This window comes from Microbacterium zouquanmingi (genome assembly GCF_052266695.1).
In the GTDB taxonomy this organism is placed as follows: domain Bacteria; phylum Actinomycetota; class Actinomycetes; order Actinomycetales; family Microbacteriaceae; genus Microbacterium.
Map to the genome: position 1 here is coordinate 763,741 of NZ_JBQPQZ010000001.1, position 22,698 is coordinate 786,438.

Annotated in this window: 19 protein-coding genes; 11 read left to right on the plus strand and 8 right to left on the minus strand. The window is 66.1% G+C overall.

Annotated features, from left to right (window positions below; all coding sequences use genetic code 11):
* Nucleotides 1–111 precede the first annotated feature (111 nt).
* Nucleotides 112–528 (plus strand): OsmC family protein, encoded by a 417-nt coding sequence (locus ACTU6U_RS03530; RefSeq protein ID WP_443467758.1) that lies wholly within the window; start codon nucleotides 112–114, stop codon nucleotides 526–528.
* A 10-nt stretch (nucleotides 529–538) separates the two neighbouring features.
* Here the strand turns inward: ACTU6U_RS03530 and recQ are convergent, their stop codons facing one another.
* Nucleotides 539–2,563, minus strand: a complete 2,025-nt coding sequence (gene recQ / locus ACTU6U_RS03535; protein WP_443467759.1) for a DNA helicase RecQ — start codon at nucleotides 2,561–2,563, stop codon at nucleotides 539–541.
* Between the two features lie 71 nt (nucleotides 2,564–2,634).
* Here recQ and ACTU6U_RS03540 point away from each other — a divergent pair, with 71 nt between their 5' ends.
* The 6 genes from ACTU6U_RS03540 (at nucleotide 2,635) to ACTU6U_RS03565 (ending at nucleotide 8,400) form a co-directional block, all read left to right on the plus strand.
* Entirely contained in the window at nucleotides 2,635–2,961 is a 327-nt protein-coding gene (locus tag ACTU6U_RS03540) for a GNAT family N-acetyltransferase (RefSeq protein ID WP_443467760.1), read from the plus strand.
* A gap of 80 nt (nucleotides 2,962–3,041) precedes the next feature.
* Complete coding sequence (locus tag ACTU6U_RS03545; protein WP_443467761.1) at nucleotides 3,042–4,652, plus strand: HNH endonuclease signature motif containing protein; 1,611 nt, start codon at nucleotides 3,042–3,044, stop codon at nucleotides 4,650–4,652.
* A 40-nt stretch (nucleotides 4,653–4,692) separates the two neighbouring features.
* Nucleotides 4,693–5,220 carry a gluconokinase gene (locus ACTU6U_RS03550; protein WP_443467762.1) on the plus strand — a complete coding sequence of 176 codons (528 nt, stop codon included), beginning with the start codon at nucleotides 4,693–4,695 and terminating at the stop codon, nucleotides 5,218–5,220.
* Between the two features lie 9 nt (nucleotides 5,221–5,229).
* Complete coding sequence (locus tag ACTU6U_RS03555; protein ID WP_443467763.1) at nucleotides 5,230–5,772, plus strand: ECF transporter S component; 543 nt, start codon at nucleotides 5,230–5,232, stop codon at nucleotides 5,770–5,772.
* A gap of 43 nt (nucleotides 5,773–5,815) precedes the next feature.
* Nucleotides 5,816–7,570, plus strand: coding sequence for an ABC transporter ATP-binding protein (locus ACTU6U_RS03560; protein WP_443467764.1), 1,755 nt, complete (start codon nucleotides 5,816–5,818; stop codon nucleotides 7,568–7,570).
* Nucleotides 7,567–8,400, plus strand: coding sequence for an energy-coupling factor transporter transmembrane component T (locus ACTU6U_RS03565; protein ID WP_443467765.1), 834 nt, complete (start codon nucleotides 7,567–7,569; stop codon nucleotides 8,398–8,400). The genes ACTU6U_RS03560 and ACTU6U_RS03565 overlap by 4 nt, the downstream gene beginning before the upstream one ends.
* Nucleotides 8,401–8,482: 82 nt before the next feature.
* Here the strand turns inward: ACTU6U_RS03565 and ACTU6U_RS03570 are convergent, their stop codons facing one another.
* From ACTU6U_RS03570 to ACTU6U_RS03580, 3 genes are all read right to left on the minus strand, one after another.
* The gene (locus ACTU6U_RS03570; protein ID WP_443467766.1) at nucleotides 8,483–9,646 is read right to left on the minus strand and encodes an acyl-CoA dehydrogenase family protein; all 1,164 of its coding nucleotides are present in this window, start codon (nucleotides 9,644–9,646) and stop codon (nucleotides 8,483–8,485) included.
* A gap of 168 nt (nucleotides 9,647–9,814) precedes the next feature.
* Complete coding sequence (locus tag ACTU6U_RS03575; protein WP_443467767.1) at nucleotides 9,815–10,741, minus strand: M15 family metallopeptidase; 927 nt, start codon at nucleotides 10,739–10,741, stop codon at nucleotides 9,815–9,817.
* A gap of 32 nt (nucleotides 10,742–10,773) precedes the next feature.
* A complete protein-coding gene (locus ACTU6U_RS03580; protein WP_443467768.1) occupies nucleotides 10,774–11,703 on the minus strand; it encodes a ribokinase in 930 nt (309 codons plus the stop codon).
* Nucleotides 11,704–11,870: 167 nt separating this feature from the next.
* On the opposite strand from ACTU6U_RS03580, the gene ACTU6U_RS03585 reads away from it, so the two are divergent.
* On the plus strand, nucleotides 11,871–12,920 hold the full coding sequence (locus ACTU6U_RS03585) for an Rv2578c family radical SAM protein (protein WP_443467769.1): 1,050 nt from the start codon (nucleotides 11,871–11,873) through the stop codon (nucleotides 12,918–12,920).
* 32 nt (nucleotides 12,921–12,952) lie between these two features.
* Nucleotides 12,953–13,492, plus strand: coding sequence for a YaeQ family protein (locus tag ACTU6U_RS03590; protein WP_443467770.1), 540 nt, complete (start codon nucleotides 12,953–12,955; stop codon nucleotides 13,490–13,492).
* Between the two features lie 104 nt (nucleotides 13,493–13,596).
* On the opposite strand, the gene ACTU6U_RS03595 is transcribed toward ACTU6U_RS03590, so the two are convergent.
* Nucleotides 13,597–15,906, minus strand: a complete 2,310-nt coding sequence (locus ACTU6U_RS03595) for a DEAD/DEAH box helicase (protein ID WP_443467771.1) — start codon at nucleotides 15,904–15,906, stop codon at nucleotides 13,597–13,599.
* Between the two features lie 236 nt (nucleotides 15,907–16,142).
* On the opposite strand from ACTU6U_RS03595, the gene ACTU6U_RS03600 reads away from it, so the two are divergent.
* Nucleotides 16,143–17,039: an aldose 1-epimerase family protein gene (locus ACTU6U_RS03600; RefSeq protein WP_443467772.1), complete on the plus strand. Its 897-nt coding sequence runs from the start codon at nucleotides 16,143–16,145 to the stop codon at nucleotides 17,037–17,039.
* A gap of 32 nt (nucleotides 17,040–17,071) precedes the next feature.
* On the opposite strand, the gene ACTU6U_RS03605 is transcribed toward ACTU6U_RS03600, so the two are convergent.
* The 3 genes from ACTU6U_RS03605 to ACTU6U_RS03615 form a co-directional block, all read right to left on the minus strand.
* On the minus strand, nucleotides 17,072–20,254 hold the full coding sequence (locus ACTU6U_RS03605; RefSeq protein WP_443467773.1) for an efflux RND transporter permease subunit: 3,183 nt from the start codon (nucleotides 20,252–20,254) through the stop codon (nucleotides 17,072–17,074).
* Nucleotides 20,255–20,331: 77 nt separating this feature from the next.
* Complete coding sequence (locus ACTU6U_RS03610) at nucleotides 20,332–20,691, minus strand: fluoride efflux transporter FluC (RefSeq protein WP_443467774.1); 360 nt, start codon at nucleotides 20,689–20,691, stop codon at nucleotides 20,332–20,334.
* Complete coding sequence (locus tag ACTU6U_RS03615; RefSeq protein ID WP_443467775.1) at nucleotides 20,688–21,077, minus strand: fluoride efflux transporter FluC; 390 nt, start codon at nucleotides 21,075–21,077, stop codon at nucleotides 20,688–20,690. Before ACTU6U_RS03615 ends, ACTU6U_RS03610 begins: the two co-directional genes overlap by 4 nt.
* 105 nt (nucleotides 21,078–21,182) lie before the next feature.
* Here ACTU6U_RS03615 and ACTU6U_RS03620 point away from each other — a divergent pair, with 105 nt between their 5' ends.
* Nucleotides 21,183–22,697: an FAD-dependent oxidoreductase gene (locus ACTU6U_RS03620; RefSeq protein WP_443467776.1), complete on the plus strand. Its 1,515-nt coding sequence runs from the start codon at nucleotides 21,183–21,185 to the stop codon at nucleotides 22,695–22,697.
* Nucleotide 22,698: the final 1 nt, after the last annotated feature.

Genomic DNA, 22,698 nt, shown 5'->3' on the forward strand with positions numbered 1-22,698 from the left:
TCCTGTGCGATCTCTCCAATGCGTGTGGGGGGCCGTGCATCCAGCGGTTGTTGTGAGGCGACAGGTTCGGCCACCGGGCCCCGTGACTGGACACCGGCGTACGGTGGAGGGATGAGCGAGAAGTATCGGACCGCAGCGAGCAACAGCACCAGTGAGCCCGGCGTCAGCCGTGTCGAAGACGGCATGACCGTCCGCGTCTCGTCGCCGCTGAACCCCGACCGGGATCTGGACGCCACCAACCCCGAACAGCTGCTCGCACTCGCCTGGGCGACCTGCTTGAACTCGACCGCTCAAGCAGTCACCGTGCGGCGACACCGGACCGCCGTGCGCGTCGAGGTCGCGTTGCGCGATGCCTCGGAGGGCTCGGGTTACGAGTTCCGGGTCGACGCGTATCTTTCGGTCGAGGGCGCATCTCTTGAGGAGACCGAGCGCGTGCTCGAGCAGGCGCACGCGCGCTGCCCCGTGTCGCGGCTGCTTCGCAGCGCGACGACGGTCGCCGTGCACGGCGAACCGTACGCCGTCGGCTGACGACGCAGGCTCAGTTCGCCTCGACGACCGCGAGGACGGCATCGCCGTACGCCTCGCGCTTCTTCTCACCGATTCCGGTGATTCCCTCGAGGTCGCCGAAGGATGCCGGACGCACTTCGGCGAGCGCCCGAAGGGTCGCATCACCGAAAACGATGTACGCCGGTTTGCCGATCTCCTTCGCCGTCGCCGCACGCCAGACCCGCAGAGCTTCGAAGAGCGAGCGGTCGCCTTCTGCGACAGCATCCGATGCGGCAGATGTCTTGCGGGCGCGACTGGCACTCACCCGCCCCATCGCGTCTTTGCGAAGCGGGACGGGCGTTTCGCCTTTGAGGACACCCGCGGCGGCATCGCCCGGCGCGAGGGTGCCGTAGTCGCCCTGGGCGACGAGAATGCCGCGGGCGAGTAACTGCCGGACGACACTGCGCCAGTCCTGATCGGACAGGTCGGCGCCGATGCCATAGGTCGCGAGCCCGTCGTGCTTCTGCTGACGGATGCGGTCGTTCGACGATCCGCGCAGGATGTCGATGAGGTGACCGGCGCCGAACGCCTGATTGCGCTCGCGCTTGAGCCTTACGATCGTCGAAAGCAGCTTCTGCGCGGGGATCAGTCCGTCGAAGGTCTCAGGCCTCTCGAGACACGTGTCGCAGTTTCCGCAGGGTTCGGATGCTTGACCGAAGTAGCCCAGCAGATTCTGTCTGCGGCACTCGACCGTCTCGCACAGACCGAGCATGGCGTCGAGATGCTGCCCCATGCGCATCTTGAAGGTGCGGTCGCCCGGGCTCTGGTCGATCATGCGGCGCTGCTGCACGACGTCGCCGAGGCCGTAGGCCATCCACGCCACCGCTGGCTCGCCGTCGCGTCCGGCACGGCCGGTCTCCTGGTAGTAGCCCTCAACCGATTTCGGCAGGTCGATATGTGCGACGAAGCGCACGTCGGGCTTGTCGATTCCCATGCCGAACGCGATCGTCGCGACCATGATCACCCCGTCTTCGCGGAGAAACCGCGACTGGTTCGCCGCGCGAACCTCGGCGGGAAGGCCTGCGTGATACGGCAGCGCGTCGAGACCCTGGGCTGCGAGGTACGTCGCGGTCTGCTCGACCGACTTGCGGCTGAGCGCGTAGACGATGCCCGCAGCTCCCTCCGGCATCGAGCGCACGAAAGACACGAGCTGCTTGCGCGGGTCGACCTTCGGCACGATCCGGTACTGGATGTTCGGTCGGTCGAAGCTCGCCACGAAGTGCTTGGCAGCGTCGAGCTGAAGCCGTTCGGTGAGCTCCTTGTGCGTCGCACGGGTGGCGGTCGCCGTGAGCGCCATGCGCGGGACGCCGGGGAACCGCTCGCCGAGATCGCCGAGTGCGAGGTAGTCGGGGCGGAAATCGTGGCCCCACTGCGACACGCAGTGCGCCTCGTCGATCGCGATGACGCTGAGGATGCCGCGCTGCAGAAGGCGCGTCGTCGCCGCGGACGACAGGCGCTCTGGCGCAACATAGATGAGGTCGAGCTCACCCGCGACGTACGCGCGCTCGACCTCGGCACGCTCGGACGCCGACTGCGTGGAGTTCAGGTACGCAGCGTTGACACCGTTGGCGCGCAGCGCATCGACCTGGTCGTGCATGAGGGCGATGAGCGGGCTGATCACCAGCCCTGTTCCTTCGCGCACGAGCGCCGGAACCTGGTAGGTGACGCTCTTGCCTGCGCCGGTCGGCATCAGCACGACAGCATCCCCACCGGCGATCACCTGATCGACGATCGCCGCTTGGTCTCCGCGGAAGGCGTCATATCCGAAGACGGTATGCAGCGCCTCGCCCGCGGTCGGGAAACGCGATGGTGTCGCCCGCCGTCCGATCTCTGAGCCCGTCGAACGGTCCGGTACGACATCCACGACGGGAGTGAAAGGACTATCGCCCCAGTCGAGCGGCGGTTCAAACCCGTCGCCCTGCGGCTCCCAGTCCATGTCCTCCGGTGGCGGAGTGTCGTCCCACGGCAGATCCGCATAGGGGTCACCGGGGAACGTGGCTCCAGGATTCTGCGGCATCCCTTCAGCGTAACGACCCGTGGCGACACGAGCCGTCCTAGGGTGGGGTAAACGCACGCAAGGGAGCAGCCATGACTGACGAAACCACCGTCACGCGCAACGCGGAACTTTCGCGCTATGAGATCCGTACCGGCGACGTCCTCGCGGGATTCGCCGAGTACAAGGAACGCGACGACGAGATCCTGTTCACGCATACCGAGGTCGACCCGGCCTTCCAGGGCATGGGCCTGGCACCGGTTCTCGCCCGCGAAGCGCTGGCGGATGCCGCGGCAACCGGCAAGACGCTCGTCCCCTACTGCCCGTACATCGCCCGCTACCTCAAGCGCAATCAGGTCGAGGGGGCAGAAATCCGCTGGCCCCAGCTGCCGGATGACCCCGCCGGGGACGACGAGAAGTAATCATCGCTACGCGGTCGACAGCCGATCGATTCCTCCCACTTTTCATTGCATTGTTCGAAACTTTGTTCTATTCTGGAGGCATGGCCCCGCTCAGCCCCACGCTCCAGAAACTCGAGGAATCGCTCGTTCTGCGCGGTGCACTGCTCGATGAATGGGTCACTCTGGGGCAACAGATCGCCGCGCTCGAGGCTCGGCGGACCGAGCTTCTCGCCACGCGGCTCGATCTGCTCGCACAGGAGCGCTCACTCGACCCGGGCTCCGACGAGATGGCGTTCCGTTCGATGTGCGCCGAGTACGCCGCCGCCGCGCACATTCCGCCGAGCACAGCCGGCGCGCACATCACCAATGCATGGGTGCTCGTACGCCAGTTCCCGCGGACCCTTGAATCACTTGCGGCCGGCACGATCAGCAGACGGCACGCCGAGGTCATCGTCAGAGAAGCTCCGAACGTCAGCGGTCAGGCTGACGCCGATCTGTTTCGCGCCGAGTACGAGCAGCAGATCCTGCCGTTCGCCGAGAACGACACCGCCGCCCGCACGCGCACGCACGCCCGCGGCATTGCCGCCAGAGTGCACCCCGAGGGGATGGCAGAGCAGCATCGCCGTGGCCGCTCCGAGCGCACTGTCACGGTGAAGCCCGACGGAGACGGAATGGCCGTACTGACGGCAATCCTTCCCGAGCTTCTCGCCTATGCGATCCATGATCGGATCACGTCGATGGCAGATGAAGTCACTCGAGCCCGACCAGAGGGGCAGCGTCGGCCCCGACAGTCCACGCTCGCGAAGATCCGCGCCGAGCGCGAGGCTGCCCTCGGCATGCAGACGCCGCACGATCCCGCGCCTCCCGCTCACCCCGGGGCGGCATTCCTCGATGCGCTCGACGAACCCGCGCCGTGGGAAGACGCCTCCGCAGCCCGCGGTGTGCGAGAAACAGAAGCCGCGGAATGGACGGCGGAGCTTGAGCGCGCCGCGCACGCTGCCGCAGAGTCCTTCACCCCCGCACCCTTCATCGATGAATCAGACCTCCTCGATGAATCAGACCTCCTCGGCGAGGCGGGCTCCGTCGATTCCACACCGATGCATGACGGCTACGGCGCCCGTGGGCACGACACCCGCACCAAGGATCAGCTGCGTGCGGACATCTTCGCTGACCTGTTGCTGACCACATCGCCGACCAGCATCACGTCGACGTCTCTCGAATCGGTGAAGGCCACCGTGCAGGTCACGATCGGCATGTCCACGCTCATGGGCGCAGACGATGCGATGGGCGAACTCAACGACCACGGGCCGATCACCCCTGACGCGGCGCGGATCCTCGCAGGACAGGCCGGCAGCTGGGACCGAGCGTTCCTCGATACCCGCGGAATGGTCGTCGAAACAGATAACTACGTCCCCACTGCCGGCATGAAACGTTATCTGCGCGCACGCGATCAACACTGTCGATTCCCCGGATGCCGCGCGCCCGCCCACCGGTGCCAGATCGACCACAATCAGGACCACGCGAAAGGCGGGCCGACAGCTCTGAGCAATCTCAGTCTGTTCTGCACGAGTCATCATCCGCTGAAGCATCCGGATGTCGACGACCGCGATCGGTGGACGGCGAAGCAACTCGATGACGGGGTGGTTTTGTGGACCAGCCCACTCGGGCGCACCTACACCGATGAGCCTCCACTGCGCGTGATGTTCACGTGAGCCCGCGTATCCTCGGAGACGTCATAGCTATGGAGGATCCATGTCAGATGTGTCGATGCAACCGCACCTCGTGGTGATGGGCGTATCCGGGAGCGGAAAGTCGACAGTCGGCAAGCGGATCGCCCTCGAACTCGGGGCGGACTTCGTCGATGCCGACGATCTGCACCCACGCGAGAACAAGGAGCGCATGGCTGCCGGCCTGCCGCTGCGCGACAGCGATCGCTGGCCATGGTTGCGCACGGTGGGCGAGCACCTTGCCACAGCTCCCGCTGGCATGGTCGTCGCCTGTTCCGCACTGCGTCGCAGCTACCGCGATGCGCTGCGCGCGAGCGACCCCTCGGTGATCTTCGTGCACCTGGCAGGGCCCCGAGAACTCGTCGCCCAGCGCATGGCGGGCCGCGGTCATGAGTTCATGCCCGACTCGCTGCTCGCCTCTCAGTACGAGACCCTCGAAGACCTGGAAAGCGACGAGCCTCATCTCGAAGTCGACCTTCGCGCGACGCCAGATGAGATCGCCCGCGAAGTGCGCGCCTGGCTCCAGAGCACCGAGCTCCAGGCCCGGAGATAAGCTGATCTCGTGCAGAAGACCCGTGTGCTCTCGACCCGCGTGCTGCTGATCTGCGCGGCGATCGGCGTGGCCACAGGTCTCGTCTCGGCCGGTTGGGCAGGGCTCCACATCATCGCCGCGGCAGGCGCGGTGCCCCTCTACGGGCTGGTGCTCGGATTCCACGCCCTCCCCGGCGTGATCGCTCAGCAGGTTCTCCGCGCCCCGTGGGTCGCCCTCATCACGCACGCGATCGCCGCTCTCATCGGGCTGGCGTTCGTCCCCGCCATGGCAGGACGCTACATTCTCGCCGCTGTCGTCTTCGGCGGCGTGCAAGAAGGAGTCTCAGCGCTCACCCGCTACCGGCACTGGGAGCCCTGGCGCTTCCTGCTCTCGGCAGCGATCACCGGCATCGTGATCGCCGTGCCGCTGTGGTTCGCCTTCCACGTCTCGAGCCTCCCGACCTGGGGCGCGATCGGCTTCGCCGTGCTCTTCATCGCAGGTCCCGTGGCCTGGACTCTAGTAGGTCTGGCCATCGGCAGCGCGCTTCGTCGAGCGGGCGTCATCCGGGACTGATTCCGCAGTTTCACAAGAGGTAAGGCTCAGCTAACCTGGAGGCATGCCCCCTTCCGCGCCTCTCCTCCGTGTGCGCGGGCTCTCACTCACCCATGCGGGCTCGACCAGGCCGTCGCCTGTCGAGGTGAGCTTCGAGGTGCACCCCGGGGAAGTCGTGCTCCTTCTCGGACCGAGCGGATCGGGAAAATCCACGCTCACTCTCGCGCTGAACGGCCTGATCCCGCAGTCGGTTCCCGCCACGATCACCGGCTCCGTCGAGGTGAACGGACACGACACCGTCAGCACTCCTGTCGCCGAGCTCAGCGCTAAAGTCGCGATGGTCTTCCAAGACCCGGATGCCCAGCTGGTCACCGGCACGCTGCTCGACGAGGTCGCGTTCGCGCTCGAGAACCTGCTGCTTCCGGTCAACGAAGTGCTCTCGAGATCAGAGCGCGCACTGCGGCAGGTCGGACTGTGGGAGCGTCGGAATCGGAACCCTGATCGCCTCTCCGGCGGTGGGCGCCAGCGCCTTGCGATCGCCTGTGCCCTGGCGATGGGTTCGCCACTGATCGTGCTCGATGAGCCGACGGCGAACCTCGATCCGCAGGGCATCGACGATGTCTACGACGCGCTGTTGACCCTCATCGATGCCGGCGATCGGGCGGTGATCCTCGTCGAGCACAATCTCGACGCCGCGATGCGCTTCGCGACCCGCGTTCTGGTCCTCGACAAACGGGGCCATCTCGCGTTCGACGGCCCCGCTGAAGAGATCATGCGCACGCACACGGACGAGCTCATCGAGATGGGAGTGTGGCTTCCTGCCGCAGCTCTGGCGGGGCGGATGCTGCGCACACGCGGCATCCTGCCCGCCGCCGTGCCGCTCCCCCTCACTCCGGAAGCGCTCGCGAGCGCGTTGGAGCGGGATCCCTCCCCCGGCTTGCTGAGCGAGCACGGCTCGTTGAGCGATCACGGCTCGTTGAGCGATCACGGCTCGTTGAGCGCGCGAAGCGAGACGAAACGCTTTGAGCTGTCGGAACCGCCACTCCCGCCGATCGTCCGCGCGCGTGGCCTCACCGTGAAGCGCGGACGTGCCGGGATCCTGCACGGCATCGATCTCGACATCTCGGCTGGATCGCTGACGGCGATCGTCGGCGCCAATGGCGCGGGCAAGACCACTCTCATCCAGTCACTGGCGGGCGTTGTTCCTCCGCCCAGGCACCAGGTCTCGATCGACGGAATGGATCCGGGGCGGGCATCGCCCAGGGATCTCACCGCGCGAATCGGGTTCGTGTTCCAGAACCCCGAGCACCAGTTCATCACGCACACCGTCTTCGACGAGCTCGCCTACGGACTGCGTCTGCGCAAGACCAGCGTCTCAGAGATCACCGACCGCGTCGACGAGATGCTCCGCCGGTTCGGGCTCGAGCACAAGGCAGACGTGCACCCGTTCCTGCTCTCCGGCGGCGAGAAGCGGCGTCTTTCCGTCGGCACCGCCCTCATCACCAGGCCCGAAGTGCTCGCTCTGGACGAACCGACCTTCGGCCAGGATCGCAGCCGCGCCGATGAGCTCCTGCATCTGCTCGCTGACCTTCGTGCCGCAGGAACCACGATCATGATCGTCACCCACGACCTGCAGCTGGTCGCGGATCACGCCACGCACACGGTGATCCTCGACGACGGTCGCGTGCATGCCTCGGGGCGCACTGCCGAACTGTTCGCGACGCCCGGACTTTTCGAAGCTGCAGGGCTTCGGCTGCCTGCGCTTCATCGTGCGCTCAGCCCCGAGCTGCGTGGCATCCTCGCGGAGGCCGCACTATGACGACGATCACTTCACCCACTGCCACGATCGATCCGTTCGCACCGGGAGTCCCGGCATCCGCTTGGCAATTCCTGAACCACCTCAATCCGCTGACGAAGATCGCAGCCGTCATGCCTGCCATCGTCCTGCTGGTCTTCGTGCGCGACATGATGACGCCGCTCATCTTCATCGCGCTCGCCTACGTGCTGATTCTCACCGGCACGCGCATCACTGGAAAAATCGCGGCGCTGCTCTTCCTCGCCGTTCCGCTCGGCATCGTCGCGGTCGGTTTCGGCTTCTCGCTCTGGGTCGATGCCGCGAGCGTCGACGCCACCGCGCCCTTCCTGCAGATCGGCGGCTGGACGCTCTTCACCGGGGCGCTACAGGTCGGCTGTGCAAGCGCGCTGAGGATCACGGCGATCCTCGCTCTTGCATTGATCGGCGGACTCACCACGACAGGGCCCGACCTTGCCCGTGCGGGCATCCAGCAGCTGCACATCCCCTACCGAATCGGGTACACCGCACTGGCGGCATACCGATTCGTTCCACGATTCAGCTACGAGCTCAGCGTGATCCGCGCAGCTCATCGCGTGCGGGGGCACCATCGCGGACGCGGTCCGTTCGCGGCGATAGCACGCGGGTGGGGCTACATCGTGCCTCTGCTCGCCAGCGCCATCCGGCACGCCGAACGCGTCGCCCTCGCGATGGATGCTCGCGCTTTCGGCGCCTACCCCACGCGCACGGAACGGCATATCGTCCCGTTCCGCACGCGCGACGTCGTGTTCATCGTCGCCTTCATCGCAGCATCCGCGGTGATCTTCGCGCTCACGTATCCGTGGCTCGCGGTCTAAAGCCCCGTAAACACGTTCAGGTCGCAATTTCTGCCGCTCTGGGAGTCCCAAAGCGGCAGAAACTGCGACCTGAATTGAGCGCTTAGCGCTTTCCGACGATCTGGCGACCGACGAGGTCGCGCATGATCTCGTTGGTGCCGCCGTAGATGCGGTGCACACGAGCATCCGTGAAGGCACGCGCGATCGGGTACTCCATGATGTAGCCGTAGCCGCCGTGCAGCTGCACGCCCATGTCGAGCACCTCCCACTCGCGCTCGGTCGCCCAGAACTTCACCTTCGCGGCGTCTTCCGCCGTCAGCTTCTTATCCTTGTACGCGAGCATCGCGCGGTCGACGTACGCCCACATGACCTCGGTCGTGGTGACCATATCGGCCAGACGGAATCGCGTGTTCTGGAAGTCGGCGATGCGCTCACCGAACGCCTCGCGGTCCTTCGTGTAAGCGACGGTCCACTCGACGGCGGCCTCCGCTGCAGCGGCAGCGGCCACACCGATCGACAGGCGCTCGAGAGGCAGGTTCATCATCAGCTGGATGAAGCCCTGACCCTCCTTGCCGCTGATCAGGTTCTCGTCGGGAACGAAGACATCGGTGAAGCTGAGCTCGGCGGTGTCCCAGCCGTGGAAACCCATCTTCTTGAGCTTCTTGCCCTGGTCGAAGCCTTCCATGCCCTTTTCGACGATCAGCAGGCTGAACGCGTCGGGGCGATTGCCCTCGCCGGTCTTCACGAAAGTCACGACGATGTCCGCAGTCGTGCCCGACGAGATGAACGTCTTCGCGCCGTTGAGGATGTAGCCGCCGTCGACCTTCTTGGCGTTGGTCTTGATACCGCGCAGGTCAGAGCCCGCACCGGGGTCGGTCATCGCGAGAGCGCCGAGCACCTCGCCGGTCGCCATGCGCGGAAGCCACTTCTCCTTCTGCTCCTGCGTGCCCATGTGCACGAGGTAAGGGACGGCGAGGTCGTCCTGGATGCCCAAAGCACCGGCGAGCGAACCTGCTCCGGAGCCGATGACCTCTTCGTTGACGATCGCGCGGAAGCGGTAGTCCTGCAGCATGCCCGCGCCGCCGAATTCCTCGGGGACGGAGAGACCGATGATCCCTGCTTCGCCCGCAGCGAGCAGCGTCTCACGGTCGACCTCACCGGCAGCATCCCACCTGTCGATGCTCTCGGTGCTCACGTGTCGCTTGACGAAGTCCTTCACCAGGTCCCGGAATGCCTCGTGGTCTTCATCGTAGATATCGCGTTCCATGCCGTCCTCCCGAACGTATTGGCGTCCTTGCACCGCCGAGTCTATGTCGGAGACCGGATGCTGCGGGAGGGGATTGTGAGAATGCATCCCACCATGTGTGAGACCGGGTATCGCGTTTGCGGAAAGCTACAGAACGCGCCCTTCTCGGACCCTGACGAGTCGGGCAGCTCAGTGCGCGTAGTCGGGAGCGGCCGGCAGACCGAAGAACTCCTCGAGGGCGTGGTAGCCACCCTCGTGATAGGCGCTCGCGAGCCCAGGACCGATATAGCGCAGATGCCAGGGCTCGGGCTCGTACCCGGTCACCGGAGTCGCTCCTGCTTCGTAACGGACGATGAATCCGTACTCCCACGCGTGGGCGGCGATCCAGTCACTCTCGGCAGTCCCCCCGAATGCACCGATCTCTCCGCACCCGCTGCTGCACGCGACGACATCGACGGCAAAGCCGGTCTGGTGCTCGCTGAAGCCGGGTCTGGCGGAACTGAGATCTGCCTCGGCCTGCCCCGCCGCACTCACCTGACCGGAGTAGTTCGACACCTGTAGCCGGTAGGAGCGATAGGCGTTGTTCATGCCGAGCTTTCCCGCACCAGAAACCTGGAGGGCAGCAGCCATGTTGCCCAGCGCGGCGGCGGCATCCGGATCGATCAAACGCGACGCAGTCGTCATCTCGATCGGTGCCTCGGTCATCACGGCCGGCTCGTAGTCGACAGGGGCCAGCGCATGCGTCTTGTTCACGACCGTCCAATGATGCACAGGGTCGGTCAACGAGATGCACGGCGCGTTCCCGGCCAAGACGGCGTCTCTGAATGCCACGCCCCCGCCGAACCCGGCGACGACGGCCTCATCATCACCAGCGGCGAGCGCACCGATCACTTCCGGTGTGGCGCAGGGGTCGGCGGCATCGACGGATGCGAGCTCGATACCCGGCAGATGAGCGACCACCGCGGGAGCAGGCAGTGCCACTTCGTCAGCGACCGAAGGCACCTCGGCGAGCGCCCACAATGCCCCGAGGGCCGTTACGGCAAGACCGATGGGAAGTGCGATCGTCAGCACCCGAGACCGAGGCGACGCGTACCGGGAGTGCATAGCGTGTCTCATCGCTTCCATTATTGCTGAACGATGGGCGCGCGTTACTCCCTGTCTTGGCGCAGATTCGCAACTTCGGCGACATCGGGAACGGCATCCTGCGCGCCGGGACGACTCACGGAGATCGCCGATGCGGCAGCGCCCCACATCGCGGCGTCGGCCAGAAGATCGATGTCGACATCGACCGGAAGTCTGTCGGATGCGGCGAGACGGGCCGCGAACACACCGCAGAACGTATCGCCCGCGCCAGTCGTATCAATCGCCCGCGCGGTGAATGCCGGCACTTCGGTTCGCTCATCACCGACGACGATGAGCGAACCGCGCTCACCCAGAGTCACGACGAGCGCGCGCACCTGCGCCGCAAGAGCGGATGCCGCGGCGTCGAGGTCGGAGCGACCTGCAACCTCCAGCGCCTCATGCTCGTTGACGATCAGCACGTCAATTCCGGGCAGCAGTCGCTCGGCCGCTGCGACGAACGGACCAGAAGGCGCAGCGTTGTGCACATGCCAGGTGCCGTCGGGGCGGCGCGCTGCGGCATCCTCGACGAGCGAAACAGGAACCTCGAGCTGTGTGAGCAGAACCCGCGATCGCGCCACGACCTCGCGCTGGGCTTCGGTCAGCTGCGGAAGGACAGCGTTCGCGCCGGGTACGACGACGATCGTGTTCTCTGCATTGCGATCGACCGAGATGAGAGCCGTTCCGCTCGGACCGTCAACGTCGGCGAGCCCCGAGACGTCGATCCCGTCGCTCTCCAGCGCAGCGCGAAGCGTCACCCCATCGGCATCCTTGCCGACGGCTCCGACGAAGGCGACTTCTACCCCTCCTGCTCGGCGTGCTGCGACAGCCTGGTTGGCCCCCTTGCCGCCGCCCGAGCGCGTTAGCGTCGTTCCCAGCACTGTCTCGCCCGGGCCGGGGATCCGCTCGACTTGGGCTACGACATCCTGGTTGACGCTGCCGACGATGACGACGCTCATGCGGACTCCTCTCTGCCGAGCATCGTTCGCAGCACGTCCGCGCTGGCCGCGCGCTCAGCGTCCGCATCGACGATATCGCGATGCGCATCACGGCCGTATTGACTCTTATGCACGAATGAAGCGGGTCACTACTTGATAGCTACTCGTTCATATGTTCTACTTTCATCATGCGCTGGCAGGGACAATCGATCACCGACGTCGACTCCGCGGCCCTCCCCGGTCTCGAGAATCGCAGCGGAATCGTGCGCTCGGTCACCACACCCGAGTTCGCGGGAATGACGTTCCATGAGGTGCTCGCGAAGTCCGCGCTCAACCACGTTCCCGGCGGGTCGAGGATGCCGTTCAGCTGGACGATCAATCCGTACCGCGGATGCAGCCACGCCTGTCTCTACTGCTTCGCCCGCGGCACCCACCAGTACCTCGACCTCGACGGCGGCGCAGATTTCGATTCGCAGATCGTCGTGAAGACGAACATCGCCGAGGTGCTGCGGAACGAACTGAGACGCGGCAACTGGCAGCACGAGACGGTGGCTCTCGGAACCAACACCGATCCGTATCAGCGGGCCGAGGGGCGGTACCGGCTGATGCCAGAGATCATTCGCACGTTGGCGGAATCCGGCACTCCGATGTCGATCCTCACCAAGGGCACGCTCATCAGGCGCGATATCGGGGTGCTCGTCGAGGCCGCGGCATCCGTTCCGGTCGACATCTCGATGTCGATTGCAATGTACGACGACGCGCTGCAGCACTCGATCGAGCCCGGGACGCCCTCGACGCAAGCGCGCCTCGACACAGTGCGTGCACTCGCAGATGCCGGGTTCCGGGTTGGCGTGTTCCTCATGCCGGTGATGCCGCATCTGACTGATTCCGTGGAGCACATCGACCACGCGCTGCGCCGGATCACGGAGTCCGGTGCCGACCACGCTATTTACGGCGCGTTGCATCTGCGCGCCGGGGTGAAGCCCTGGTTCATGCAGTGGCTTCAGCGCGAGCATCCGGAGTTGATGGCCTCGTATCACGGGCTGTACCCTGGCGCCGCAGCCGATGCTCCGGGGGCATACCGGCAGTGGCTGGCGAAGCGGATCAGACCGCTCATCCGCGCGCACGGTCTCGAGGCGCGGTACTCCGACGACGCGTACCCCGCCCGCCGGCTCATCCGCCCGTCGGTGCTCACACCGACCATCCCGGCACCAGCCCCGCAGCCGATGCTGTTCTGACCGATCTGCCGCGCCCCGTAGGCTCGAGAGTTATGGCAATCGGCTCGACGATCTACACGTTCACTGTGCAACTGGCAGACATGGACCGGGGTGTGTACGACGACTTCACGCTGCGGGTGGCCAGGCATCCGTCCGAGACCGATGCGTACATGGTGACCAGGCTGCTCGCGTACTGCCTGGAATACACCGAAGGGATCGCCTTCGGTGAAGGAATCTCGTCGGCCGATGAGCCGACGGTCATCGTGCGCGACCTCACCGGCGCCGTGATGGCCTGGATCGAGGTCGGCGCGCCCGATGCCGAGCGCCTGCACCACGGCAGCCGGATCGCCGAACGCGCCGCCGTCTACACGCATCGCGACCCGGCGAAGGTCATCGCCACGTGGTCGGGCAAGCGCATCCACAACGTCGAAGCGCTCGAGGTCTTCAGCTTCGAATCCGACTTCATCACCGCCGCCGTCGAGCTGCTCGAGCGTCGAAGCACCGTGACTCTCACTGTCACCGAAGGCCAGCTGTATCTCGACCTGAACGGCACGACGCTGAGCAGCACCGTGCACGCGCACTCCGCCGTCTGAGGCTTCATCCGTACGCCGCTGCACCCTTAAGCCTGAAGGACGCAGAAGGGGCCCTGAATCAGATTCCGAGCCCCCTCCCGCAGTTGACTGCGGAGATCGAGTGATCAGGCCGTCAGTTCGGCCTCAGTGGGCATGCGCCCCGCGATCTCTTCGATGACGTCGTCGCCGGCGCGCGCCTTCTCGAACGGCGCATCGATCTCTGCGCGTCCGAGCAGCTCGCTCATCCGTCGCTCGCGCTGACGTGTGATCAGCGTAACGACGCGACCGGAGTTTCCGGCACGGCCAGTGCGACCAGAACGGTGCATGTACGTCTTGTACTCGTCGGGCGCATCGGCCTGGATCACCAGATCGATGTCATCGACGTGGATGCCGCGAGCCGCGACGTCCGTCGCAACCAGCACGCTCACACGGCCAGAGGTCATGCGCTGCAGGTTGCGCGTGCGCTTGGCCTGGTTGAGGTCACCGTGCAGCGACACCGCAGGGATGCCGGCATCGTCGAACTGCTCGGCGAGCATCTCGGCATAGGCGCGAGTGCGGGCGAACACGAGGGTCTTGCCCGCACGGTCGACCATCGAGGTCAGGATCTCAGCCTTGTCCCGGTGGTCGATGACGAGCACGCGGTGGTCGATGGTGCCGGAGTCCTGGTCCTCGCCGGCGACCTCGTACACGGCGGGGTCTACGAGGAACTCTTCGACGAGCGCCGCAACCTCACGGTCAAGCGTCGCCGAGAACAGCAGCTTCTGGCTGCCCTCTGCCGTGTGACGCAGGATGCGCTGCACAGGCTCGACGAAACCGAGCTCGCACATGTGGTCGGCCTCATCGAGCACCGCGATGCGGCAGTCCGACAGGTCGAGCTTGCCCTGGTTGATGAGGTCTTCGATGCGGCCCGGAGTGCCGATCACGATGTCGACGCCCTTCTTCAGCGCACCGACCTGGCGCCCCTGCGGGACACCGCCGTAGATCTGGGTGGTGAACAGGCCGACGCTGCGAGCGATCGGCTGCACAGTGCGGTCGATCTGCAGCGCGAGTTCACGCGTCGGAGCGAGGATGATCGCCTGCGGGTTGCGACCGAATTCGCGTCGCTTTCCGGCCTGGCCCTTCAGGATGCTTTCGACAAGCGGAGCACCGAAGGCGATCGTCTTGCCGGAGCCAGTGCGTCCTCGGCCGAGTACGTCGCGGCCCTGCAGGATCGCAGGGATCGTCGCGGCCTGGATCGGGAACGGCGCTGCCGCCCCCATTCCGCTCAGCGTCTCGACGATGTTCGAGCCGAGCCCGAGATCAGCGAACGTCGTGCCTTCGACCTCGGGAGCGGCGACGACCTTGGCCTCGAGGCGCTCGTGGACGACATCCTCAGTCGGCTCGAACTTCGCGTTCTTCGCCGGGGCGGAACCGTTCCAGTTGTCACGGGTCGGACGCTGCTCGCGGTCATCGCGACGCGGACGCTCGCTGCGGCGATCGTCGTTGTAGCGCGGACGCTCATTGCGGTCGTTGTTGAAACGGGGACGCTCATCGCGGCTCGGACGCTCATTGCGGCTCGGACGCTCATTGCGGTCGTTGCTGAAACGGGGACGCTCATCGCGGCTCGGACGCTCATTGCGGTCGTTGCTGAAACGAGGGCGCTCGTCACGGCTCGGACGCTCATTGCGCTCGTTATTGAAGCGAGGGCGCTCGGAACCGCGATCGTTGTTGTAGCGCGGACGCTCGCCACGGTCGTGGCGAGGACGCTCGCCACCGCGATCGTTGCGATCGTTGCGATCGTTGGTGAAGCGCGGACGGTCGTCGCGGTTCGGACGCTCGTCACGGTTGAAACGAGGACGCTCAGATCCGCGGTCGTGGTTGAAACGAGGACGCTCAGATCCGCGGTCATCGCGATTCGGACGGTCGTTGTAACGACGCTCCCCCGAAGGACGCTCGCTGTTGTAGCCGGGACGCTCATTGTTGAAACGCGGGCGCTCACCGTGGAATCGCGGGCGCTCACTGTTGTAACGCGGGCGCTCGCCCTGGTGGTTCGGCGATTCGCGACGCCCGGACTCGGCTCGGCCGCGGATGCCACGGACCTCATCACGACCGGCACGATCCTGGTCGCTCCAGCGACGCTTCGGGGCGCCTCCCTCTGCTTCCGCAGGACGGTAGCCGCGGTGGCTGGGGCTCTTGCTTCCTGGCCGACGCTCGAAGCGGTCGCCGCCGGTTGCGCGCGGGGCCGACGAACGACGGTCCGAAGCATCCGGCCGCGCACCGCGGAAGTCGCGAGAATCACGCGAATCACGAGAGTCACGCGACTCGTAGGAGTCGCGTGAATCGCGAGCGGCGGGCTGGCCACCGGCGTGACGGTCGTGGAACGACGTCTTCTTCGCGTACCGGGGCTCGAAGTTACGGGACGGGCGGCCGCCCTTGGGCTTGCCATTCTTGGGCATGGTGTTTCCTGACTGTCTCTGACACGAGAACAGCATCCGCGGACAGCGCACAGAGATCAGCGCAGAGCGGACATACCCGAGCATCCATCGGCCGGGGCCATTCATGTGATGGTTAGTAACCATCGGCCCCTGGGCTCACACTTGATTCAGAATTCTCCCGCGCAGTCGCGGGTGCCCGAAGCCGACCGCACAAGATTACCCGACCCACCTGTGAAGGTGCCCCTACGATAGTCGGAGTGAACTCCCTTTCTCCCACCGGCACTCAGATCCACCTCACGCGCGGTGCAGTCACTGCGCAGATCGCCCAGGTCGGAGCATCCCTTCGTGGACTGACCGTCGGAGGTGTCGATCTCGTCTCGCGCTACCCCGAAGACATCCCGACCCCCTCGTGCTCGGGCGTCGTCCTCACCCCGTGGCCGAATCGCGTGCGCGATGGTGTGTGGAAGGACGCCGGGACCGTCCGGCAGCTCTCGATCTCAGAGCCGAAGCTGAACAACGCCATCCACGGACTGCTCCGCTACACCGCGTACGGGATCGAGCAGACGGATGCTGCCACCACTCTTCGGGCGACGATTCACCCGCAGACCGGCTACCCGTACGAGATCGCGACTTCGGTCACGTACGCGCTGACCGAGGCCGGCATCAAGGTCACCCACACGCTGATGAACCGCTCGGCCGAGAAAGCCCCTGTCGCACTCGGCACGCATCCCTTCGTGACGATCGGCGACGTCGATCCCCGCAACCTCGTGCTGCGCGTGCCGGCGAAGACCCAGCTCGAGACTGACGAGCGGATGCTTCCACTCAAAGCCACTCCGGCGTCAGACGAGTTGCGCACCGGAGTGCGCCTCGGCGGCATCACCCTCGACACCGGCTTCGCCGATCTGATCCCCGACAAGGACGGCCTGATCCGGCATTCGCTGACCGCGCCCGATGGCCGGCGCGTCACGGTGTGGCAGGAACAGGATTTCGAGTTCGTCCAGGTGTTCACGACCACGAACTATCCCGGCCACGACCTCGCCGTCGCGATCGAGCCGATGACGGCGCCGGTCGACGGACTCAACAGCGGTCTCGGCATCCGCCGGCTCGCATCCGGTGAGACCTGGACGCTCAGCTGGGGTATCGAGTTCAGCTAACGCCCGCGAGATCCTCCCGCCTGCGGCGAGCGCTACGCTCGCTGCCCACGCAGTTCGCGACGCGTGAGCGGGTGCTCGGCAGCATCCTCCGGAGCATCCGGGCCCTCGGGCGCGGGCCCGTCCCCGGCGCCGCCCTCGTCAGGCCCTGCCCCGCCCTCGTCCGGCCCGGTCTTGCGGGCAGCGCGACGCTCGCGCGCGCCCTCGACGAGGTTGTAGAGCGTAGGTAGAACGACCAGCGTCAGCACGGTCGACGATATGAGTCCGCCGATCACGACGATCGCGAGCGGCTGCGAGATGAAGCCGCCGTGACCGGTGATTCCCAGCGCCATCGGCGTGAGCGCGAAGATCGTCGCGAGAGCCGTCATCAGGATCGGACGCAGACGCTTCTCGCCACCGGCCATCACCGCATCATGCGCGGACAGGCCCTTCTCGCGATACTGGTTCACGAGGTCGACGAGCACGATCGCGTTCGTCACCACGATGCCGATCAGCATCAGCACTCCGATGAGGGATGCCACCCCCAGCGGCACACCCGTCGCGATCTGCAGCAGGATCGCGCCGGTCGCCGCGAACGGCACCGAGATCAGCAGCAGCAGCGGCTGGCGCAGCGACTTGAAGGTCGCCACCATCACGACGTAGACGATCAGGATCGCCGCGAGCATCGCGAGCCCCAGCTGCGAGAATGAATCAGCCTGCTGCGATGCGACGCCGCCGACCTCTGCGGAGGCACCGTCGGGCAGCTCCACAGCCTCGAGGGCCGCAGTGACAGACGCAGTCGCGGTCGCGAGGTTGTCGGATGCCGGGGGCACAGTGATCGTGGCAGTCCGGCGTCCCTGCTGAGTCGTGATCGACGTCGGGCCTTCGGCCTCGTCGACGCTCGCGATCTCATCGAGGCGCACGAAGCCGGTCATCGTCGGAATCGTCAGTGCGCGGAGGTCCTCGATGGTCGCGGGAGGCTCTGCCGCGGCGAGGTACACCGTGAGAGCGCTGTCGTCGATCTCGACCGAGCCGATCTGCTGCGGCCGCATCGTGTTCGAGACGAGCGCGCCGACCGCGACCTCCGAGAGGCCGCGCTGGGCTGCAGCATCCCGATCGACGACGACTGCGATGTACGGCAGGGATGCTGCGAGGTTGTTCGTGACCTGGCCGATGCCGTCACGCCCGCTGAGCTCTTCGGTCACCGCATCCGTCGCCTCGGCGAGCACCTCGCCGCTCGGCGCGGTGATGTTGACCTCGATATCGCTGGATCCGAAACTGGCCGCGGCGTTGACGCTGATCTCGCCGACGCCCTCGAGCCCGTCGACGGCATCCAGCACATCGGCGCGGAGCTTCTCCTGGTCAGCACCCGATTCAGTCATGATCGAGTACGTCACACCGGCGCCGCCCGAGAAGGCATCCATCAGCGGCGAACCGCTGGAGCCGACCGAGACCTGCACGTTCTGGATTCCGTCGATGCCGTCCAGCGCTTCTTCGACGACGAGCGAGGCGTCATTCTTCGCCTGGAGGCTCGCGGTGGGACCTAGGTCCTGAGTGACGGTCATGGTGTTCTGGCCGGAGTCGCTGAGGAAGTTGATCTTCATCAGCGGGGCGGCAGCCAGCGTTCCGCCGAGCACGACGATCGCGAGGATCACGGTGAGACCGGAGTGCTTGAGCGTCCAGTGCAGGATCGGACGGTATGCGCGCTGCAGCTTGGTGGGCGGAGCATCCTGGTGCTCGGGGTCGATGACCTGACCGTTCTCGTCGGTGAGCTCCTTGCCGGGCCTCAGGAACCAGTACGCAAGCACCGGAACGATCGTGAGCGAGACCAGGAGGGATGCCACCATCGCGATCGTCACGGTCATCGCGAACGGACGGAACAGCTCGCCGACCATGTCGCCGACGAACACGATCGGCAGGAACACCGCGACGGTCGTGATGGTCGATGCGGTGATCGCCGCGGCGACCTCGCGCACCGCGAGTCGGATCGCATCGCCCTTGTTCGCATCACCGACGTAGTGCCGCTTGATGTTCTCGATCACGACGATGGAGTCGTCGACCACGCGGCCGATCGCGATCGTGAGCGCGCCGAGGGTGAGGATGTTCAGCGAGTAGCCGAATGCCTGCAGACCGATGAACGTGATGAGCACGCTCGTCGGGATCGAGATCGCGGTGACCAGCGTCGAGCGGATCGACATCAGGAACACCAGGATGACGAGCACCGCGAAGACGAGTCCGAGCAGGCCCTCGGTGGCGAGCGTCTCGATGGACTGCACGATGAACGGCGCCTGGTCGAACACGATCGTGAACTCGGCGTCGGGGAATGTCTTCTTCAAGTCATCGATCGCGGCGATCACGCCGTGTGACACCTCGACGGTGTTCGCGGCGGGAAGCTTGGTGATCGAGATCGACAGCGCGTCCTCGCCGTTCACGCGCGACATCGACGAAACCGGCTCCGTCTCGAGTGCGACGGTCGCGACGTCGGCGATCGTGGCATCCGAACCGACGAGCGGGAGAGCGGCGATCTCCTCGACTGAGGTGATCTTCGCTCCGGTCTGCACCGTGAGCGTCTGACCGTCTTCGGTGATGTCTCCACCGGGGAACAGGGTGCCGTTCTGCTCCAGCGCATCGCGGATCGCCTGTGTGCTGAGGCCGGCCGCTGCGAGCGCCGCCTGATCAGGGGTGATCGTGATCTGCTGTCCGAGCCCACCGACGATCTGCGCCGCGTTGACGCCATCGACATCCTCCAGAGCCGGGATCGCGACGTTTTCGAGATCTGCCTGCGCGGTCTCGGCGTTGTCGAAGCCGGTCACCGCGACCTGAATGACGGGGAAGTCATCGAGCGAGAGCGACAGCACTTGGGGCTCTACGTCTGCCGGAAGCTGATTAGAGATGCGGTTGATCGCCTGCTGCATCTTCTGCTCTGCCGTGGCGAGATTCTCACCGTACGTGAACGTCGCCTGGATGATGGAGGCGTTGGTCGTGCTCGTCGCGCTCGTCGATTCGAGCCCAGGGACCCCCTGGATGGCGGTCTCGATCGGCGTCGACACGTCATTCTCGACGACCTCGGGAGAGGCGCCGGGGTACGTCGTCATGACGATGAGCGCTGGCAGCTCGAGGGAAGGAATGAGCTCCTGCTTCAGGTTCGTCAGTGCAAGCCCGCCGAAGACGGCGGCGACGATCGTGATGAGGGCGATCAGCGCGCGATTGCGCAGGCTGAGAACGGCGAGGTTCGACAAGGCGTGTGTCTCTCGGTTGTGAAGTTAGCGCGAGGGTGTGCGGCCAGTCTTTCACAGGGATCGGGCTATCACCTGTGTCAGAGCGCGAATCCGATCCAGAGTCCGGCGAGCGCCGCAAGAACAGATGCCGCGAAGGTTCCCAGAAGATGCAGAACGGATGCGGGGCGCTCACCGTCGCGCCACAGCGCAAGAGTGTCGAGCATTGCTGTACTGAACGTCGTGTAGCCGCCGAGTAGGCCTGCCCCGACGATGAACGCCGTATCGGGGATGGCCGCGGTGACCACGCCGAGCGCGAAGGCGCCGGTGACGTTCACCACGACGATCCCCCAGGGAAACCGCCCTCGCGTGAGAGACATGACGCCGAGGTCAACGAGGTAGCGAAGGCCCGCGCCCACGCCGCCGGCGACGGATGCCAGGAGGAAGAGCAGCGGCGTCATTCGGCGCCCCCCGCCCGCGACCGACGCCGATTGAGACCGAGTGCGGCCGCGCCGATTCCGAGTCCCAGCGTCAGCACGACGTAGACGACAGCGGCGAACGGAGAGTCCACCCACAGCCCCACAGAGCCGACCGCGAACGCGCTGTAGGTGGTGAACCCGCCCAGGATGCCGGTGCCGAGGAACAGCCTCGCATCCCGCCCTCGGTCCCTGAGCTCGCCGAAGGGCCGCGAGGCGAGAATTCCGATCAGCAGCGCCCCGAGCCCGTTGGCGATGAGCGTCGCGAAGGGGAAGCCCCCCGAGTTCGGAAGCAGAAGCTCGATTCCGAGCCTGCCCGCCGTGCCGAGCATCCCGCCGAGGATGACGAGGAGAAGCCGGCGCAGGTTCACGTCGGCAACTCTAGTCGCGGCATCCGCGCTTAATGACTCCTGCCAGCGCACGCGGCAGATGTCAAGGCTGTGGGAACGACGCCGCAGAAGACGTTGACTGACGCCATGACATCCCTGTGGAAGATCACCCCGGCATTTCCCACTGGCTCTCCGTTCGAGCCGGGAGCACGGCACGACGTGGTCATCGTCGGCGCCGGGCTCACCGGCCTCTCGACCGCGCTGATGCTCACCCGCAGGGGACTCGACGTCACCGTGGTCGATTCCGGCGGTGTCGCGGAGCTCGCCTCCGGCGGCAACACCGGCAAGCTCTCCCTCTTGCAGGGGCAGACCCTGGCGAAGATCCGGCGACACCATCCCGCATCGCTCGTGAAGGCCTACGTGGACGCGAACCGGGCCGGAATGCAGTGGCTGACAGATTTCGCCGACGAGGTGGGCGTCTCCTATCGGCGCCGTACCGATCATTCCTATGCGACCGGTCCCGATGGACTCGACTCTGCGGCGTCCGTCCATGCCGCCGCCCGAGAGACGGGCCTGCGCGTTCGGATGCTGGCAGCGGGAGACTTCTCGACGCTGCCCTTCCCCGCAGCCGGCGGCGTTGCACTCGACGATCAGGTCACGATCGATCCCGTGCGGGTGGCCCGGGCTCTGGCGGAGAGCTTCATTGTCGCGGGCGGGACGCTGCACTCCGGCATCCGAGCAACCGGTGCGCACGCGTTGCCCCATCCGCACATCGACACCGCCGCTGGCCCCCTGTTCGCCGACCACATCGTGCTCGCGACCGGCACCCCGGTCATCGACCGCGGTCTCTACTTCGCCAAGGTGCGAGGGATGCGCTCCTCCTGCGTCTCGTTCCGGGTTCCAGGACAACTGCCCGCTGGAACCTTCATCTCCGTGGACGGACCCACCCGATCGATTCGTCCGGTGTCCGAGGCGGATGGCCCGGCGGAGGCCGCGCAGCTCGTCGTCAGCGGCAACGGTCACCCGGTCGGCCGCCACGACGACGAGGGGGCAGCAGTCGAGGATCTCATCGAATGGACCCAGCAGCACTTCCCGGATGCCGAGGAGACCCACCGCTGGTCAGCGCAGGACTACGAATCGCACAACCTCATTCCGTTCGTCGGTGCGATGCCCCGAGGTCTCGGACGCATCCGCTTCGCCACCGGTTACGCGAAGTGGGGGCTGTCGAACGCTCCGGCTGCGGCCCTGCGCCTGACGAGCGAGATCACCGGCACCCCCAGATCCGACCGTCCGAAATGGATGACCACGATCGGAACCCGCCTGACCGTGCCGGCCGATATCGGTCGAGGGGTGGCGGAAGGCGGCCGGGTCGCGGGATTCCTGGCGCGTGGATGGACCGACGCCGAGAAGCACGCTGTCCCGGTACCGCGTCCTGCGGAGGGCACCGGAGTCGTCGCCAACCGAGCCGGCTGCCCGGTCGGAGTCTCGACGGTCGATGGCGTCACTCGGGCTGTCCGCGCGGTGTGCACGCATCTCGGCGGCGTCCTGAACTGGAATGACGCCGAGCACACGTGGGATTGTCCGCTGCACGCCTCGCGCTTCGGCCCCGACGGCACGCGCATCGAGGGGCCCGCGCTGCGCGATCTGACGCAGCAGCACTGAC

Excerpts from the sequence above, each read along its gene's own strand:
- ACTU6U_RS03575 (WP_443467767.1), bottom strand. The coding sequence starts at position 10,741 with ATGAGACACGCTATGCACTCCCGGTACGCGTCGCCTCGGTCTCGGGTG.
- ACTU6U_RS03580 (WP_443467768.1), bottom strand. The coding sequence starts at position 11,703 with ATGAGCGTCGTCATCGTCGGCAGCGTCAACCAGGATGTCGTAGCCCAA.
- ACTU6U_RS03570 (WP_443467766.1), bottom strand. The coding sequence starts at position 9,646 with ATGGAACGCGATATCTACGATGAAGACCACGAGGCATTCCGGGACCTG.
- ACTU6U_RS03565 (WP_443467765.1), top strand. The coding sequence starts at position 7,567 with ATGACGACGATCACTTCACCCACTGCCACGATCGATCCGTTCGCACCG.
- ACTU6U_RS03550 (WP_443467762.1), top strand. The coding sequence starts at position 4,693 with ATGTCAGATGTGTCGATGCAACCGCACCTCGTGGTGATGGGCGTATCC.
- ACTU6U_RS03590 (WP_443467770.1), top strand. The coding sequence starts at position 12,953 with ATGGCAATCGGCTCGACGATCTACACGTTCACTGTGCAACTGGCAGAC.
- ACTU6U_RS03540 (WP_443467760.1), top strand. The coding sequence starts at position 2,635 with ATGACTGACGAAACCACCGTCACGCGCAACGCGGAACTTTCGCGCTAT.
- ACTU6U_RS03585 (WP_443467769.1), top strand. The coding sequence starts at position 11,871 with ATGCGCTGGCAGGGACAATCGATCACCGACGTCGACTCCGCGGCCCTC.
- ACTU6U_RS03610 (WP_443467774.1), bottom strand. The coding sequence starts at position 20,691 with ATGACGCCGCTGCTCTTCCTCCTGGCATCCGTCGCCGGCGGCGTGGGC.
- recQ (WP_443467759.1), bottom strand. The coding sequence starts at position 2,563 with ATGCCGCAGAATCCTGGAGCCACGTTCCCCGGTGACCCCTATGCGGAT.
- ACTU6U_RS03560 (WP_443467764.1), top strand. The coding sequence starts at position 5,816 with ATGCCCCCTTCCGCGCCTCTCCTCCGTGTGCGCGGGCTCTCACTCACC.
- ACTU6U_RS03595 (WP_443467771.1), bottom strand. The coding sequence starts at position 15,906 with ATGCCCAAGAATGGCAAGCCCAAGGGCGGCCGCCCGTCCCGTAACTTC.
- ACTU6U_RS03545 (WP_443467761.1), top strand. The coding sequence starts at position 3,042 with ATGGCCCCGCTCAGCCCCACGCTCCAGAAACTCGAGGAATCGCTCGTT.
- ACTU6U_RS03530 (WP_443467758.1), top strand. The coding sequence starts at position 112 with ATGAGCGAGAAGTATCGGACCGCAGCGAGCAACAGCACCAGTGAGCCC.
- ACTU6U_RS03620 (WP_443467776.1), top strand. The coding sequence starts at position 21,183 with ATGACATCCCTGTGGAAGATCACCCCGGCATTTCCCACTGGCTCTCCG.